We start from the raw sequence: 15739 nt of genomic DNA, 5'->3' as shown, positions 1-15739 counted from the left end.
CAAATCTGGTTATGAGCTATTAGAAGCTCATCGACAGACCGAGCGAGTACTGGTCGGTGTCTGTTGCGCCGAAATCGCTTGCGCCGTAGCCGAGGTGTGCAGCAAGACCGCCACCCAGGTCGTATGTTGCAGCGATACCGTAACCGTCACATGTGCCACAGCCCAGTGTCCAGTCTTCGTATTCACCGTAGTTCACGCCGATGGACAGAGCGTTCATGGAGTAGCCAACGCCGATCGCCATGTGCGTGCCATCGTCGGACTGACCTTCGATGTCTGCGGTTGTGTAGTTGATCGCAGCCGAGAAGCCGCCGCCGAACGATGCGTCGAGGCTGACACCGAGCAGGTCAGCAACGTCTTCCTGGGTCTGGTAACCAAGGCCGATGCCGATTGCTGTGCCGCCGAAGTCGGTGGTGTAACGCAGGCCAAGACCCCAAACCGGATCAGCAACGCCTGTGTCGTCGATTTCAGCGGAGAGACCGGCTGTGAAGCCAGCTGCGGAGTAGGACACGCGAGCGATCTGACCGTCGAAAGTACCGTCGAGGCCGGAGTTGCCGTTGAAGCCAGCGTGAGTGGTTTCGTCGTCCGCGATGGACGCACCCGCCAAGTTCACTTCCTTCATGGCTGCGTCAAACGCGCCATCGGTGTCGCCCATGTCGAGACGCAGAGCGCCGTAGGACAGGAAGTATGTTTCGCCACCCTGAGTGGTGTTGTTGAATGCACCGTTTTCGTCGAGATCAACGGTTGCACCGAAGGCCAGACCACCGTCGGATTCGCCGGTCATGGCGAAAGTGACGTCGATGTCGGTGTGCCACTGGTCGGTTGCGTATACGTCGCCGCCGATAATACCGATTTCAGCGTAACCGGTGATTTTGACATCAGCCGCGGCGAAGCCAGCGGTTGCAACCAGCGCGGTGGAAGCAAGAAGACTATTTGGTTAGAACACGGTTTTTGGTTCGACTGTTGCTGCCAGTCGTTTCGCAGATTGCATCGTTGTCACATTCAGCATCGTGTCCGTGCTTATCCAATTGTAGCTTTTGGATAATCATTTCGGAGCAAGCTATGATACCCTTCTTCAATCGCAACAAGAACGCACAAGACCAGCACAGTCGAACAAGTGAAGCGCTCACACTAAGTGTGTTCTTCGATGATCATTATTTTCCCCACGCTCAAGCCAGCAAGCGTGCACCAGATTTGGATTGGCATGTTTTCAACAAGCACATGAGACCCAGTTTGGGGCGCTATCTGATCGTTGATCTCAAAAACCCAGTGTTGGATGTTTGGAAGCGTGAGCAAATTTTAACTGGGTACCAGAAAGCAACCATCAACAAGCACATTCATTTAATGAACCGCATGTTGAATTTAGCACGACACTGGGGATTTATCCCGCAACATGATCCACAGCAGCAGAACCTCAGGTGCTTGCAGCTTGGTGATCATCGCCAGCGTTTTTTAACCGAAGCTGAGATTGATCGCTTGCTCAGCGTGTGCAAGCAAGATCGTCATCCCTACATCTATCACATCGTACAGTTTCTGTTGCTCACTGGTGCACGCAAAGGGGAGGTGCGTACGCAGCGTTGGCAAGACGTGGACTTTTCAAAGCGCATTTGGACCGTGCCTCTGAGCAAGAATGGAAGATCGCGTCGTGTTGTGCTCAGCAGTGCAGCAGTGGACACATTGCAAGCAGTTCGAGTTGTCACAGAGCAGCTGCATTTGCCCACCAAGCCAGACAGTTTCGTGTTTACCAATCCCATCACCAAAACCGCCTATCACAGCTTCAACACTGTTTGGTTCAAAGTGCGTGCGCAAGCTGATTTATCTGATGTTCGAATGCACGATTTGCGTCACACCTACGCCAGCTTGTTGATTAACAGGGGAGTGAGCTTGTACGAAGTGCAGAAGCTTTTGGGCCATAGCAGTTTGCAGATGACGCAGCGCTACGCACATTTAGAACCCAATCTGTTGCATCGCAGAACCGAATTGCTCAGTGGTGTTGTGAACCCTTCGCTCAAAGACTGAGCATTTCGTACCAGTGCAGCTATACCAGTACGTCATTGGTAACTGAGATTTGAGATACACTGTATTTTATCGTAATTCTGGCGGTTGTTATATTGGCGCAAAAATTGCTGGGTTTTTCAGTCAACATTTCTTCTGCACTCCAATCACTACGATAGATTATCAGGTTTGCGCTTGTTGAAGGGTTTCGCCGCTTTTTTGGACTTGGGTTGAGTACGACATTTGCAGGGGGCACAGGGTTTGGTCATCGACACCCTGCGCACTGGAACCACTTCATGCACCCGCATGTTCTGAACCCACCTGTGGTTTTGATAAGTACTTGTGCCCTGTGTTTCGTCGCTGATCTTCCGCCGCAGCAAAAGCCCGTTTCCATCTCGCCCTCATCTGTATTTCCAGCTGTTCATACACCTGATGCCGGAGTTCAGTAATAACTGAATGCCAGTGCCGTGCCGCATCTGAGTTCAGTTCCGCCAGCTCATTTGCGCAACAGCCCAGCTTGCTGCCCAATGTCGCAAGCGCCTCCGCACTTGCCGCAGAGTTTTTCAGTCGCAATGTGCGCATGTAGCATTCGCTTTTCGCCAGCCATTGCTCGCAGAACTCACGTTCACTGCTCACCAATCCTGCCATACGCAGAGTGTCTGCCACCTGCGTCAACACACCTAAATTCATTCGTAGTCCTCCTTAATCATCGTATTTAGTCAACGATCAGATATTTGGGGAATTACGCAGACTTGTTTCACACGCCCGCTTCGCGTCGTGTCGCTCTTGCGCAGCGATCACATCGCACAGCTCAGTGATCTTTGCTTAGAGCAATGCTTAACTCGTCAAAAAGTCAAAGCAGTTCAACTTCTACAACGCATTGCAAGGAGCAGTCAGATCAACGCTATTTTAGCGTCGATCTAACCAAGCTGTGCTTTGCACGTCGCTTGCCAGGCTGTATCACTGAACCATTGCAGGAAAAGCAGGTTTTGCTATCAATCTTTATTACCAGCGCATCATACGCACGTTTGAGACCCATACAGCTAGGCCATCTCAAACGATAATGGGTCTCATTTCTGAGGTTGTCATCCATTTCACTTTGCGAAGCGATTGCATATTGCATCGCCTCTGCCACCACACACTATTACGACAATCAAAGCTAAGGGCTGGTTAAACATTTGTACTTTTCTAGCTTTAAGCATCCCACCTACGAGGATGGGGTAGTTGATTGAAGCGCAGAACTGGACCTGCGTTTGCTTACCGTCTCACAGCAGAACGGACTTGCAGCACAATTATCTTCGGCGTGCTAACCTTAACCCAGTTTGTTGTGCCTGTGATGCCTTCGACGCTGCTGCGCTGATCTCTGTACGCAGCTGCTTCGTTTGCCTAATCGATCGCCTAATTCTGCGCCTGATCCATTTCCTATGCGTTTGCCTAATCGATCGCCTTATCCTGTTCCTGTGCGTTTGCCTGTTATGCGCTGTTTTGAGAGCAAAAGTCGCCCTGTTAGCCGCCTTCAAAAATTTCAAATGCCCTGTTGCCTGAATGTGCCCAGTGTTTTGCCTACATCGTTATTTATCAACTCGTGCAAAAATCCCTGCCAAAAACGTCGCCGTTCATCAGCGTCAGTGAACAGCGCACAGATAATAAAATACATATTTTCAGCGACCAGAGCCTAACACGCTGACACCGTTGAGCATTTCTGATCTGCACAGATCATCGACAACTTAAGAGATAATAAAATATAAAGATACACGCATGATATTGGAGGTACAGCATGAAGCAGGCCCTCACACTCACAGACGCACAGCTCCGACAAGTGATCGCATTCTGTGCAACCCGCAAATATGCTCTCAGAGATCAAACCATTGTTCAGGTCAGCTTTTACGCTGGTCTGCGTGCAATGGAGATCGCTGCTTTGCGCATCAGTGACGTCTACGATCAAACTGGAGAGGTAAGATCACAATTTACATTGACCGCTGATCAAACCAAAGGTCAGGTTGTGCGCAGCGTGTACGTCAATCGCAAATTGCGTCGAGCACTGGAGCAATATCAGCCATTGGTTGCGCAACGCAATCGCAATGATGCCCTGTTCGCAACGCAGTTGGGAACCGCGTTCAGCGCCAACAGCATGTGTCAGTTGTTTTTCAAAATCTACTCAGATTGTGGAATGCAGGGAGCAAGCTCACATAGTGGTCGCAGAACTTTTATCACAAAGCTGGCCAACACTGGGGTGAATGTGCGCTTGCTTGCTGCGCTTGCAGGTCATCGTCATATTTCAACCACCCAACGCTACATCGACGTCAATGATGCACAGTTGGCAAGAGCAGTGGAGTTGATTTGATGCCCAAGCGCACTGAACTTGCATTGCACAAACAATTGCAACGTGAGCTGCGTCACAGAGCTTGGTTAGCGCAGCACCTGCCCAACACCAAGCAACAGCGTCAGTCACAGCGTCGTGTGTTGGTGGTTCGTTCTGCGCTGGCACTCAAGCTCCAACGCTGTGTCGATCACTGAGCTTACTTCAAACTTTGAAGTAAGCAGCCACCCACCATCGAGTATGCGCATCAAAGTAGTTTCTCAACTTCAGTGGCCGCAGTGGAAAAAAATAGTTGCGAGCACAACAAAAAATTCAGCCACTATGAGTTTTTGCACGCACACATCATAATGTGTTGGTGATTCGTTCTGCGTTAGCACTCAAGCTCTAACGCTTTTTCATCACTGAGCTTACTTCAAACTTTGAAGTAAGCACAAAAGAAAAGGGTGAGCGCTGAGCCCACCCTTAACCATTCAGCAGTTCGATCAGCTATTAGAAGCTCATCGACAGGCCCAGCGAGTAGCTGTCGCTGTCGGTTTCGACGCCAGCATTTTCCATTGTGCTGTTGCCATAACCGAAGTGTGCAGCGAGACCGCCACCCAAATCGTATGTCGCAGCGAGGCCAAAGCCGGAGTCTTCGTCGCCATCGACGCCAGCATGGTCATTGTACACACCGTAGTTCAGGCCAATCGACAGTGCATCCATGCTGTAGCCAACACCAATCGCCATGTGCGTTTGATTTTCAAGCCCAGCAGCATCGTAGTCCATTTCGCTGAAGTTCACGCCAACGCTAAAGCCGCCAGCCATTGCTGCTTTGACGCTGATGCCGACCATGTCTGCGAAGTCTTCTTGCGTGATGTAGCCACCGCCGACAGTAACGGACGTGCCACCCATGTCTGCAGTGTATGCTGCACCAATTGCCAGTGCTGGGTTATCGTTCGGGCAAGCAACGCCACCGACAATTGTACCCTCGTCGCAGTCTGCGACTGCTGCAGACACACCCACAGTCAGGCCAGATGCAGAGTAGGACACACGTGCGATTTGACCGCCGTGTCTACCGTCCATGCCGCTGTTGCCGTTGTAGCCAGCGTGAGTGGTTTCGTCGTCCGCAATGGACGCACCTGCAAGTGCGACTTCCTGCATTGCAGCGTCATATGCGCTGTCTGTGTCGCCCATGTCCAAGCGCAGACCGCCGTACGACAGGAAGTATGTTTCACCACCCTGTGTAGTGTTGCCGAATGCACCATTCTCATCCAAGTCAACAGCTGCACCAAACGCCAGACCACCGTCGCTTTCGCCAGTCATGCTGAACGTGACGTCGATGTCTGTGTGATACTGAGTGCGGGAGTCTGTGTAAGCGTCGCCGCCGATGATGCCGATTTCAGCGTAACCGGAGATTGCGACGTCAGCAGCAGCGATGCTAGCAGTTGCGACCAGCGCAGTGGAAGCAAGAAGAAGAGTTTTCATTTTTTCCCTCATGTGTTCGTAAGGCACGTACCAAACCGGATGGTCCGGATTAGCTGGAAACTCTATGCTCTTTGGATGGGCGTGTTTGCAAGACAAGCGGCCCAAAGCCTGCCAACTTCGCCACCTGTGATGCTCATTTGCCACAAGCTTTGTGAGCGGAGTTTCCTGTTGAAAGAACATGGCATTCGGGCGGTGCTCTCAAGTTCGGCTTGTCGTGGTTGGGATCGGCTTGTATGCAAAGCACAAGGCAAACAGGCGAACGAGGGCAGTCTCACATGGACCTTACACGTTTCAGGACCGGTTTTGGCGTTGCTCTTATAGCAGTGTTTGTTTCGGGTTGTGGTTTCTTTGGAGGATCGTCCGACCGTGAACCGGTCGAGACACGTCCTGCCAATGACATCCTGGATGAGGTGCTTGAAGAGCGTCGTCCGAACAGAGCGCAGTCGTCGCTGTTCGATTTCTTCCGTAATCGCGATGATGCTGGGCAGGTCGGTGCGGTCAATAAATACATCTGGAATGCAGCGATCGAGACCCTCGATTTTCTGCCAGTCGAGTCGGTTGATCCGTTTACCGGCGTGATCACAACGGGCTACGGGACACCTCCCGGCGGCGGGCGTTCCTACAGGGCAACCATTCTTGTCAATGACCCGGCGCTGGACGCACGGTCTTTGAACGTCGCCTTGATGACGCGCAACGGTCCGGCCAGTGCAGCAACGGTAAGGGCTGTTGAGGACGCGATCCTCACGCGGGCTCGGCAGTTGCGTCAGCAGGACAGCCGGTTCTGAACAGAAACGGGCCTACACGTTCTGCGCAAGCAAACTGACTAGTGGGTTCAGTCCCGTGGTTTGCGCACTGGATAGGCCGCAGCAAGATCGTCCACCCATTTCAACTGTCTTGGTAGGCAGGTCCGTTTGAGGTCGTACCGTTCGCGCGCGAATCGCCGGGCATTGGCACCAAGAAATTCGCGCCGTTCCGGGGCGTCGAGCAGGGTACAGGTTTCTTGAATCAGTTTTTCCTGATCGAAGAAATCAACCAACACACCTGTTTGACCGCCAATGATCGCTTCTCGGACCGGTGCAGTGTCCGACGCGATGATGGCACATTTCGCGCTCATCGCTTCGATCAGGGACCATGAGAGGACAAAAGGATATGTCAGATAGACATGTACCGTGCTGACCTGGATCATCGACAGGAAAGTGTCATACGGCACACGTCCCATGAAATGCACGCGGGCCCAATCGGCATCCGGGATCTGACCGCGCACTTCGTCGATGAAGATTTGCTTCCAGGTTTTGCCATCGGGAGGGCGGGCACCATAGCTGGTCTCGTCGCCGCCTAGCAGCACGATGTCCGCGTCCGGACGGCGGCGCAGCAATTCGGGCAGCGCGCGCATGAAGCGGTGATAGCCGCGGTACGGTTCGAGATTGCGGTTGATAAAGGTGATCACCTCGTCCCGCTTGGTGACCGTCTTGCCATTGGGCAGCGCAAGCGACGCGTTGGGATTCGCGACGATCGCATCTGTGTCGACGCCGTCATGGCAGATTGTGATGCGGGACTGATAGCTGTCGGGGAAGGTGCCCGCCTGAAACTGTGTCGGGCTGATACCCGCATCCATGACCTCTTCGTGAAGGCGGTTGTTGATGTTCTTAAGCCGCAAGCGCAGTGGGTCGCGTTCGGGCGAAGCGCTGGGAAATTCCGGATCGAACCCGGTTTCGGCCTTGCCAGAGCGGTGGTACAGTTCGCAATAAAGGCCTAGCCGGGCGTCGGGCCAGACATCCTTGAGAAACAGGCTTTCGCCCCAGCCGTGATGCGCCAGGATCACATCGGGGTCAAAGCCCCGCTTTTTCAATGCAAGCGCTGCATCGTAGCAGCTGGTTCCGCGAAGCAGTTTGGTTTCGAAATCCGCCAACCAAGGATGGATGCCCTGAGTCGTTGATCCCTTGACCGCATAAGGCAGGACGGTGATGCCCTTCCATTTTGTGGCTTCCTTGACCTTGGGCGTCAGGACGACAATCTGATCGCCGCGTTCCGCCAAAGCAGGGCCAAGGTGCTTGAACTGCGCGGGAAAGTTCTGGTGGATCAGGAGTATTTTCATCTGCCAGGTCGTCTTGCCTTTGGTTTTACAGGGTATGACTGCAAAAATCCGGCATCACAATGGCGCAGATGGGGGCGGGACTGGACGATCCTGTGGCATCAGCCTATCACCCTGCCAACAGAAGATGCACACCCGAAGGACCTATTCCATGTCGCGTTACGACCCCTCTGTCATCGAACCCAAGTGGCAGGCCGTCTGGGAAGAGAGTGAAACGTTCCGCGCTGTGCGGTCGGACGACAAGCCGAAATACTACGTGCTGGAAATGTTCCCCTACCCGTCGGGCCGTATCCATATCGGACATGTGCGTAACTACACGATGGGCGACGTGATCGCGCGTTACAAGCTCTCTACCGGGCATAACGTGCTGCACCCGATGGGGTTCGATGCTTTTGGAATGCCAGCCGAAAACGCCGCGATGGCGTCGGGCGGGCATCCCAAGGACTGGACCTATTCCAACATCGACACGATGGTCAGCCAGATGAAACCGCTGGGGTTCGGGCTTGACTGGTCGCGCATGTTCGCGACCTGCGATCCTGAATATTACGGCCAGCAGCAAGCGTTGTTCCTCGATATGCTGGAGGCCGGGTTGGTCTACCGCAAGAACGCGGTGGTGAACTGGGATCCGGTTGATATGACCGTGCTTGCCAATGAGCAGGTGATCGACGGCAAAGGCTGGCGATCCGGTGCCGAGGTGGAACGGCGCGAGCTGACGCAGTGGTTCTTCAAGATCAGCGATATGTCCGAGGAACTGTTGGACGCGCTGGACACGTTGGACGATTGGCCCGCCAAGGTGAAGCTGATGCAGGCGAACTGGATCGGCAAGTCGCGCGGTCTTCAGTTTGCGTTCTCGACGATTGACGCACCCGACGGGTTTGACCGGATCGAGGTGTACACGACCCGCCCTGACACACTGATGGGCGCATCGTTTGTCGGTATTTCGCCGGACCATCCGCTGGCCAAGCATCTGGAAAAAGACAACGCTGAATTGGCTGCGTTCAATGCCGAGTGCCGCAAGGGTGGCACAACGGAAGAGGCGTTGGAGAAGGCCGAGAAGAAAGGCTTTGATACTGGGCTGCGTGTGCGCCATCCCTTTGATACAGCTTGGGAATTGCCGGTTTACGTGGCGAACTTCATCCTGATGGATTACGGCACCGGTGCGATCTTTGGCTGCCCGGCGCATGACCAGCGCGACCTTGATTTCGCGCGGAAATATGACCTGGCGGTGCACAGCACGTTTGTGCCTGCGATGGGTGAGGATGCGTTCATCCTGCCCGAAGACGGTGGCCCGGCCTACGTGCCGCCCAAACCCGAAACCGTGCGCTATGTTCGCGGTTTTGCCGGGGAAGAGGCGCAGACCGGCAACGCGGGCATCGATACCGCCATCGACTTCTGTGAAAAGAACGGCGTCGGCCATGGCGTGACCAAGTTCCGTCTGCGTGACTGGGGCCTCAGCCGTCAGCGCTATTGGGGCTGCCCGATCCCGGTGGTGCATTGCGATGCCTGCGGTGTGGTGCCCGAGAAGAAAGAGAACCTGCCGATTGCGCTGCCTTATGATGAGGATGGCAAGGCCATCGACTTCTCGATCCCCGGCAACCCGCTGGATCGTCACCCGTCATGGCGCAATTGCCCATGCCCGTCCTGTGGTCAGCCTGCCAAGCGCGAGACCGACACGATGGACACGTTTGTCGATTCGTCCTGGTACTTTGCCCGCTTCACCGCGCCGCGTGCGGACACGCCGACGGATATGGCGGATGCGGATTACTGGATGAATGTCGACCAGTATATCGGCGGTATCGAACACGCGATCCTGCACCTGCTCTATTCGCGTTTCTTTGCCCGCGCGATGCACATCACCGGACATCTGCCGGAACGCTGCAAGGAACCGTTCAACGCGCTCTTCACGCAAGGGATGGTCACGCATGCAATCTATCAGACAAAGGGGGCGGATGGTCGTCCGGTCTATCACTATCCCGAAGATGTAGAGCTGCGCGATGGCAAGGGATTCCTGAAAGACGGAACAGAGGTGCAGATCATCCCCTCGGCCAAGATGTCGAAGTCCAAGAACAACGTGGTCGATCCTGTTGCGATCATCCAGCAATACGGTGCCGACACCGCGCGGTGGTTCGTGCTTTCCGACTCGCCTCCCGAACGGGACGTGGAATGGACTGCCTCGGGTGCGGAAGCGGCGGCGCGCCATTTGGGCCGGGTCTACCGGATCGCGGCAGAGGTGGCCGAGGCCACTGATGCAGCCAATGCCGAGGATGATGCGCTTTTGCGTGAGATGCACAAGGCGATCCATGATGTGACCGTGGGTGTCGAAAGCTTTGGCTTCAACGCCTCGATTGCGCGGCTCTATGCGTTCACCAACGCTCTGTCGAAATCCAAGGCGGGTTCCGACGCCAAGCGGCAGGCGGCCAAAACGTTGGCCCAGCTCATGTCCCCCATGACCCCGCATTTGTCGGAAGAGGTCTGGGCGCTGCTGGGTGGTGACGGCCTTGTTGCGAACGCGCACTGGCCGGTCGCCGATGAGGCGATGCTGGTCGAAGATAGCGTGACCCTGCCCATTCAAGTGAACGGCAAACGCCGTGACGAGATCACCGTGCCCAAAGACATGGACAAGGCCGAGGTTGAAAAGCTCGCGCTGGCGACCGATGGTGTGAAACGTGCGCTGGATGGCGCAAGCCCCAAGAAGGTGATCGTTGTGCCGGGTCGGATCGTGAATGTGGTTGCATAGACGCCAGACGCTTTTCGCGCTGTCCGCGCTTGTCGCGGGCGCGGCCTGCGGGTTCACGCCCGCCTACGGGCCGGAGGGTGGCGCGTCTGTGTTGCAGGACAATCTGCGCGTTGCTGCCCCGGAACGGCGCGACGGGTTCCTGATTGCGCAGCGGCTTGAGGACAGGTTCGGACGCAATGACGGTGGGCGCTACGTGCTGACCGTCACGCCAACGATTCAAAGGCAAGGGTTGGCGACTTCGGTCGAAGGCACGACAAACCGCTTCCAACTGACCGGCCGCGCGGATTTTGCGCTGCGAGACAAAGATAGCGACACGGTGGTCCGGCAAGGGCGCGTGACAGACTTCGCCGGCTTTTCCGCTACAGGCTCGACCGTCGCGACCTTGGCCGCCGAACGAGATGCGGCGGCGCGATTGATGGTGATTCTCGCGGATCAGATCGTTGACCGACTGGTGATCTCGGCTGGCGGTTTGCCTGCATGAAGCTGCCCCCGCGCGAAGCGTCTGGCTATTTCGCCCGCCCTGATCCCGCAAAGCTGGGCATTCTGATCTATGGCGAAGACGCGATGCGGGTGGCGCTCAAACGGCAGGAGTTGATCGCGGCGCTGATCGGACCCGAAGGTGAGGGCGAGATGCGGCTGACGCGCATCCCCGCCTCCGACCTTCGCAAGGAACCTTCGCTTTTGGGCGATGCGATCAAGGCGGTGGGATTCTTTCCCGGCCCGCGCGTGGCCTTTGTCGAGGATGCGAATGACACGGTGATCAAGCCGATTGCCGCGGCGGTCGAGGATTGGCAGCCGGGCGATGCGCAGATCGTCGTGACCGCTGGGCAGTTGCAGGCCAAGTCGGCACTGCGCAAGCTGTTCGAGGGGCATCCGAATGCGTATGCGGCGGCTTTGTATAATGATCCGCCTAGCCGGGCGGAGATCGAGGCGGAGCTAACCCGCGCCGGTCTGGCCCGGCCAGATGGGGCCGCGATGGAGATGTTGACGTCTTTGTCGAAGGAGCTTGATCCGGGCGATTTCCGACAGACGCTTGAGAAAATCGCGCTTTACAAGTTGGGGGATGCGGCGCCGCTGACTCCGGAGGAAGTGACGCTCTGTGCGCCGGGTTCAACCGAGGCTGATCTGGACGATGTGCTCAACATCGTGGCCGAAGGGCGCACCGGAGAGATTGGTCCGGTGATGTCGCGGCTGGAGGCGCAGGGCACGGCGGCGGTGACGTTGCTGATCATGGCCACCCGGCATTTCCGTGCTTTGCACACTGCCGCATCGGATCCGAGCGGGGTCGGTCAGGGCATGGGGCGTTTGCGACCGCCGGTCTTTGGGCCCCGCCGGGACCGCATGTCGCGGCAGGCTTCGGGCTGGGGCATGTACCGCTTGGAACAGGCGTTACAGATGCTGTTGGAGACTGACCTGTCGCTGCGATCAGCGGGGCAACACGGGCCGGCACTTGCGATTGTAGAACGAGCCTTCATCCGGCTGGCGATGCTGGGGCGCAGGTAGGCTTTTGCCGGGCAGAGGCCCGGTTTTGGGAGGACGAACATGTACAAACTGGTGGGCAATCGCGCGACGCGGGCGTTTCGGCCCTTGTGGTTGTTGGAAGAATTGGGCGTGCCCTATGAGCATGTGCCCGCAGCGCCCCGATCTGAAGAGGTGCGCGCGGTCAGCCCTTTGGGAAAGGTGCCAGTGCTGGTGGACGGCGATGATGTGATTGCCGATTCGACCGCGATCCTGACCTACCTTGCGGACAAGCATGGAGCGTTCACCCATCCTGCGGGGACGGTTGCGCGGGCCAAGCAGGACGCGTGGACTTTTCGGGTTCTGGACGAGGTGGATGCAGTGCTCTGGACAGCGGCGCGGCACAGTTTCATCCTGCCCGAGGACCAGCGCGTGCCTGACGTGAAAGAGAGCCTGAAGGTGGAGTTTGCGCAAAACCTCGAGCGGATCGCGACGGAGTTGACGTCAGAATGCCTTACCGGGGCTGAACCTACTGTGCCGGATTTCCTGTTGGCGCATTGTCTGGGTTGGGCGCGGAACGCGAAGTTCCCGGATGCACCGGAAGCTTTGGTCGATTACCTGCGGCGGTTGCGAACCCGTCCTGCGTTCGAGAGGGCAGCGGCGCTCTGAGGCAAGGGCTTTGAAAGGGGTTCCCGCGCCCCTTGAGAGAGAATTGTTCGCATCGGAAACCGGTCAGCCGCAAATCCGCGCCAAGGTGTCGGGATTGTTGATCCACGACAGGCCTGAATTGCGGTTAGAGTGTCTCCGACAAGGGAGACCGCGATGACTGACACGATCCGCTTTACTCTGGACGGCACAGAGGTTGAGGCCCGCGCAGGTGAGACCATCTGGGAGGTTGCCAATGGCCGGGGTCTGGTGATCCCGCATCTGTGCCACAAACCGGCACCCGGCTATCGCCCGGATGGCAATTGCCGCGCCTGTATGGTCGAGGTCGCGGGCGAGCGCACTTTGGTGGCCTCCTGTATCCGCGAACCCGTTGAAGGCATGGTGGTCACCACGGACTCGCACCGCGCCAAATCCGCGCGCAAGATGGTGGTCGAAATGCTGCTGGCGGATCAGCCCGAACGCGACGCGGCGCATGACAAGTCTTCGCATCTTTGGGACATGGCCGAGGCGAACGGTGTGACGGAAAGCCGACTGCCGACACTTGAGGCGGAACGTATCCCTTTGCTTGACGACAGCCATGTGGCCATGCGGGTGAACCTTGACGCTTGCATCCAATGTGGTCTTTGCGTCCGCGCCTGCCGTGAAGTGCAGGTGAACGACGTGATCGGCATGGCGGGGCGGGGGCATGATGCCTATCCGGTGTTCGATTTCGACGATCCAATGGGTGCGTCGACTTGCGTGGCGTGTGGTGAATGTGTGCAGGCCTGCCCGACTGGGGCATTGATGCCGGCGACTGTGCTGGACGACCAGCAGCAGGGCGACAGCAAGGATTTCGACAAAGAGGTCGAAAGCGTCTGCCCGTTCTGCGGTGTGGGCTGTCAGGTCTCGCTTAAGGTCAAGGACAACAAGGTTGTCTATGTCGAGGGGATCAATGGCCCGGCAAACGAAGGGCGGTTGTGCGTGAAGGGGCGGTTCGGGTTCGATTATATCCACCATGACCACCGCCTGACCAAACCGCTGATCCGGCGTGACGATGCGCCCGCCAAGGGGCTGAATGTCGATCCGAACAATTGGCAAGAGGTGTTCCGCGAAGCGACGTGGGACGAGGCGTTGGACTTTGCTGCCAACGGGCTGAAGGGCCGGGGGCGCGAGGTGGCGGGTTTTGGCTCGGCCAAGTGCACGAACGAAGAAGCGTACCTGTTCCAGAAATTCATCCGGCAGGGCTTTGGCCATAACAACGTCGATCACTGCACGCGGCTGTGCCATGCGTCCTCAGTCGCGGCGCTGTTGGAGAACGTCGGCTCCGGCGCTGTGACAGCGACGTTCAACGAGATCGAGAACGCCGATGTGGCCATTGTGATCGGCGCGAACCCGATCGAAAATCACCCGGTGGCGGCGACCTATTTCAAGCAGTTCACCAAGCGTGGTGGCAAACTGATCGTGATGGACCCGCGCGGTCAAGCGCTCAAGCGGCATGCAACGCATATGCTGCAATTCCGGCCCGGCGCTGATGTGAGCATGCTGAACGCGATCATGCATGTGATCGTTGAGGAAGGGTTGTACGACCGCCAGTATATCGAGGCCTATACCGAGAACTGGGAGGCCGAGAAGGCGCATCTGGCGGATTTCGCGCCAGAAAAGATGGCCGACATCTGCGGCATCGACGCAGAGACCCTGCGTGCGGTGGCTCGTGACTTTGCGGGCGGCAAGGCGGGGATGATTTTCTGGGGAATGGGCGTCAGCCAGCACATCCACGGCACGGACAATTCGCGCTGCCTGATTTCGCTTGCACTGATGACCGGGCATGTCGGGCGCCCCGGTGCCGGTCTGCACCCGCTGCGGGGACAGAACAACGTGCAGGGCGCGTCGGATGCGGGGCTTATCCCGATGTTCCTGCCGGATTACCAGTCGGTGATGGATGACGGAGTGCGGTCTGCCTTTACCGAAGTTTGGGGATCGGAGGATTTCTCGAACCAGAAAGGTCTGACGGTCACCGAGATCATGGATGCAGTCCACGACGGCCACATTAAGGCCATGTATATTCTGGGCGAAAATCCGGCCATGTCGGACCCGGACGTTGAACATGCCCGCGATGCGCTGGCCAAGCTGGACATGCTGGTGGTGCAGGACATCTTCCTGACCGAGACCGCCAACTATGCCGACGTGATCCTGCCGGCCTCGGCCTTTGCCGAGAAGTCGGGCACCGTGACCAACACCAACCGTCAGGTGCAGATGGGTCGCCCTGCCGTCACACCTCCGGGTGAAGCGCGTGAAGATTGGGCGATCACCACCGAACTGGCGCGGCGCTGTGGCATGGCTTGGGGCTATGACAGCCCTGCGGATGTGTTTGCGGAAATGAAGCTGAACATGCGGTCGCTGGAGAATATCACTTGGGACCGGCTGACGCGCGAAAACGCGGTGACCTACCCGTCGCTGTCGCCGGAAGACCCGGGTCAGCCGATTGTGTTCGGCGATGGTTTCCCCCGCCCGCAAGGACGCGCGCGGTTCACGCCTGCGTCTGTCATTGCGCCCGACGATGTACCGGATGCGGACTATCCGATGATTCTGACGACAGGGCGGCAGTTGGAGCATTGGCACACCGGGTCAATGACGCGGCGGTCTGCCGTTCTGGACGCGGTGGAGCCGGAGGCGAACTGTTCGTTGCATCCCAGCACCCTGCGCAAGATGGGGGTCGAGCCGGGCGGGCATGTGCGCCTGACCACCAAGCGGGGATCGGTTGTCGTCATGGCACGGGCGGACCGGGCTGTGGCACCCGACATGGTGTTCCTGCCCTTTGCCTATGTCGAGGCTGCGGCGAACATCCTGACCAATTCGGCGCTGGACCCCTACGGCAAGATCCCCGAATTCAAGTTCTCGGCTGTGCGGGTTGAAGCGGCGGATGCAGGCGCGGTGGCGGCTGAATAAGTTTTATTGAGCGCTGACGCGCGCAGGTTTTCTCGGCCACGGGGTTGCACCCTGTGGCCGATCTGCGTTTGGTGAGGCGACGCAT

The 15739-nt window shown here is 57.2% G+C and carries 12 protein-coding genes; 8 read left to right on the top strand and 4 right to left on the bottom strand.

Going from position 1 to position 15739, the window contains the following annotated elements; genetic code table 11:
* Positions 1 to 19: 19 nt before the first annotated feature.
* Positions 20 to 907, bottom strand: coding sequence for a porin (locus MCRY_RS05230; protein ID WP_085628419.1), 888 nt, complete (start codon positions 905 to 907; stop codon positions 20 to 22).
* Positions 908 to 1059: 152 nt separating this feature from the next.
* Here MCRY_RS05230 and MCRY_RS05225 point away from each other — a divergent pair, with 152 nt between their 5' ends.
* Positions 1060 to 2016 (top strand): site-specific integrase, encoded by a 957-nt coding sequence (locus tag MCRY_RS05225; protein ID WP_085628418.1) that lies wholly within the window; start codon positions 1060 to 1062, stop codon positions 2014 to 2016.
* A gap of 270 nt (positions 2017 to 2286) precedes the next feature.
* Here MCRY_RS05225 and MCRY_RS05220 read toward each other — a convergent pair whose 3' ends face one another.
* On the bottom strand, positions 2287 to 2682 hold the full coding sequence (locus MCRY_RS05220; protein WP_085628417.1) for a DUF6626 family protein: 396 nt from the start codon (positions 2680 to 2682) through the stop codon (positions 2287 to 2289).
* Positions 2683 to 3769: 1087 nt separating this feature from the next.
* On the opposite strand from MCRY_RS05220, the gene MCRY_RS05215 reads away from it, so the two are divergent.
* Complete coding sequence (locus tag MCRY_RS05215; RefSeq protein WP_085628416.1) at positions 3770 to 4336, top strand: tyrosine-type recombinase/integrase; 567 nt, start codon at positions 3770 to 3772, stop codon at positions 4334 to 4336.
* A 465-nt stretch (positions 4337 to 4801) separates the two neighbouring features.
* Here MCRY_RS05215 and MCRY_RS05210 read toward each other — a convergent pair whose 3' ends face one another.
* Positions 4802 to 5776: a porin gene (locus MCRY_RS05210; RefSeq protein WP_085628415.1), complete on the bottom strand. Its 975-nt coding sequence runs from the start codon at positions 5774 to 5776 to the stop codon at positions 4802 to 4804.
* A gap of 275 nt (positions 5777 to 6051) precedes the next feature.
* On the opposite strand from MCRY_RS05210, the gene MCRY_RS05205 reads away from it, so the two are divergent.
* Entirely contained in the window at positions 6052 to 6561 is a 510-nt protein-coding gene (locus MCRY_RS05205) for a DUF3576 domain-containing protein (RefSeq protein WP_085628414.1), read from the top strand.
* Between the two features lie 47 nt (positions 6562 to 6608).
* On the opposite strand, the gene MCRY_RS05200 is transcribed toward MCRY_RS05205, so the two are convergent.
* A complete protein-coding gene (locus MCRY_RS05200; protein WP_085628413.1) occupies positions 6609 to 7871 on the bottom strand; it encodes a glycosyltransferase family 4 protein in 1263 nt (420 codons plus the stop codon).
* 148 nt (positions 7872 to 8019) lie between these two features.
* Here MCRY_RS05200 and leuS point away from each other — a divergent pair, with 148 nt between their 5' ends.
* From leuS to fdhF, 5 genes are all read left to right on the top strand, one after another.
* The gene (leuS, locus tag MCRY_RS05195; protein ID WP_085628412.1) at positions 8020 to 10605 is read left to right on the top strand and encodes a leucine--tRNA ligase; all 2586 of its coding nucleotides are present in this window, start codon (positions 8020 to 8022) and stop codon (positions 10603 to 10605) included.
* Positions 10592 to 11086: an LPS assembly lipoprotein LptE gene (gene lptE / locus MCRY_RS05190; protein ID WP_085628411.1), complete on the top strand. Its 495-nt coding sequence runs from the start codon at positions 10592 to 10594 to the stop codon at positions 11084 to 11086. Before leuS ends, lptE begins: the two co-directional genes overlap by 14 nt.
* Positions 11083 to 12108 (top strand): DNA polymerase III subunit delta, encoded by a 1026-nt coding sequence (holA, locus tag MCRY_RS05185; protein ID WP_085628410.1) that lies wholly within the window; start codon positions 11083 to 11085, stop codon positions 12106 to 12108. The genes lptE and holA overlap by 4 nt, the downstream gene beginning before the upstream one ends.
* A gap of 39 nt (positions 12109 to 12147) precedes the next feature.
* Entirely contained in the window at positions 12148 to 12732 is a 585-nt protein-coding gene (locus tag MCRY_RS05180; RefSeq protein ID WP_085628409.1) for a glutathione S-transferase family protein, read from the top strand.
* 153 nt (positions 12733 to 12885) lie between these two features.
* On the top strand, positions 12886 to 15654 hold the full coding sequence (fdhF, locus tag MCRY_RS05175; protein ID WP_085628408.1) for a formate dehydrogenase subunit alpha: 2769 nt from the start codon (positions 12886 to 12888) through the stop codon (positions 15652 to 15654).
* Positions 15655 to 15739: the final 85 nt, after the last annotated feature.

Source organism: Marivita cryptomonadis, from assembly GCF_002115725.1.
GTDB lineage: Bacteria > Pseudomonadota > Alphaproteobacteria > Rhodobacterales > Rhodobacteraceae > Marivita > Marivita cryptomonadis.
This window is presented reverse-complemented; position numbering and strand designations above follow the sequence as displayed.

What these genes read in the sequence shown, in the direction of transcription:
- MCRY_RS05225 (WP_085628418.1), top strand. Translation starts at nt 1,060, where the DNA reads ATGATACCCTTCTTCAATCGCAACAAGAACGCACAAGACCAGCACAGT.
- MCRY_RS05220 (WP_085628417.1), bottom strand. Translation starts at nt 2,682, where the DNA reads ATGAATTTAGGTGTGTTGACGCAGGTGGCAGACACTCTGCGTATGGCA.
- MCRY_RS05215 (WP_085628416.1), top strand. Translation starts at nt 3,770, where the DNA reads ATGAAGCAGGCCCTCACACTCACAGACGCACAGCTCCGACAAGTGATC.
- MCRY_RS05210 (WP_085628415.1), bottom strand. Translation starts at nt 5,776, where the DNA reads ATGAAAACTCTTCTTCTTGCTTCCACTGCGCTGGTCGCAACTGCTAGC.
- MCRY_RS05205 (WP_085628414.1), top strand. Translation starts at nt 6,052, where the DNA reads ATGGACCTTACACGTTTCAGGACCGGTTTTGGCGTTGCTCTTATAGCA.
- MCRY_RS05200 (WP_085628413.1), bottom strand. Translation starts at nt 7,871, where the DNA reads ATGAAAATACTCCTGATCCACCAGAACTTTCCCGCGCAGTTCAAGCAC.
- leuS (WP_085628412.1), top strand. Translation starts at nt 8,020, where the DNA reads ATGTCGCGTTACGACCCCTCTGTCATCGAACCCAAGTGGCAGGCCGTC.
- lptE (WP_085628411.1), top strand. Translation starts at nt 10,592, where the DNA reads ATGTGGTTGCATAGACGCCAGACGCTTTTCGCGCTGTCCGCGCTTGTC.
- holA (WP_085628410.1), top strand. Translation starts at nt 11,083, where the DNA reads ATGAAGCTGCCCCCGCGCGAAGCGTCTGGCTATTTCGCCCGCCCTGAT.
- MCRY_RS05180 (WP_085628409.1), top strand. Translation starts at nt 12,148, where the DNA reads ATGTACAAACTGGTGGGCAATCGCGCGACGCGGGCGTTTCGGCCCTTG.
- fdhF (WP_085628408.1), top strand. Translation starts at nt 12,886, where the DNA reads ATGACTGACACGATCCGCTTTACTCTGGACGGCACAGAGGTTGAGGCC.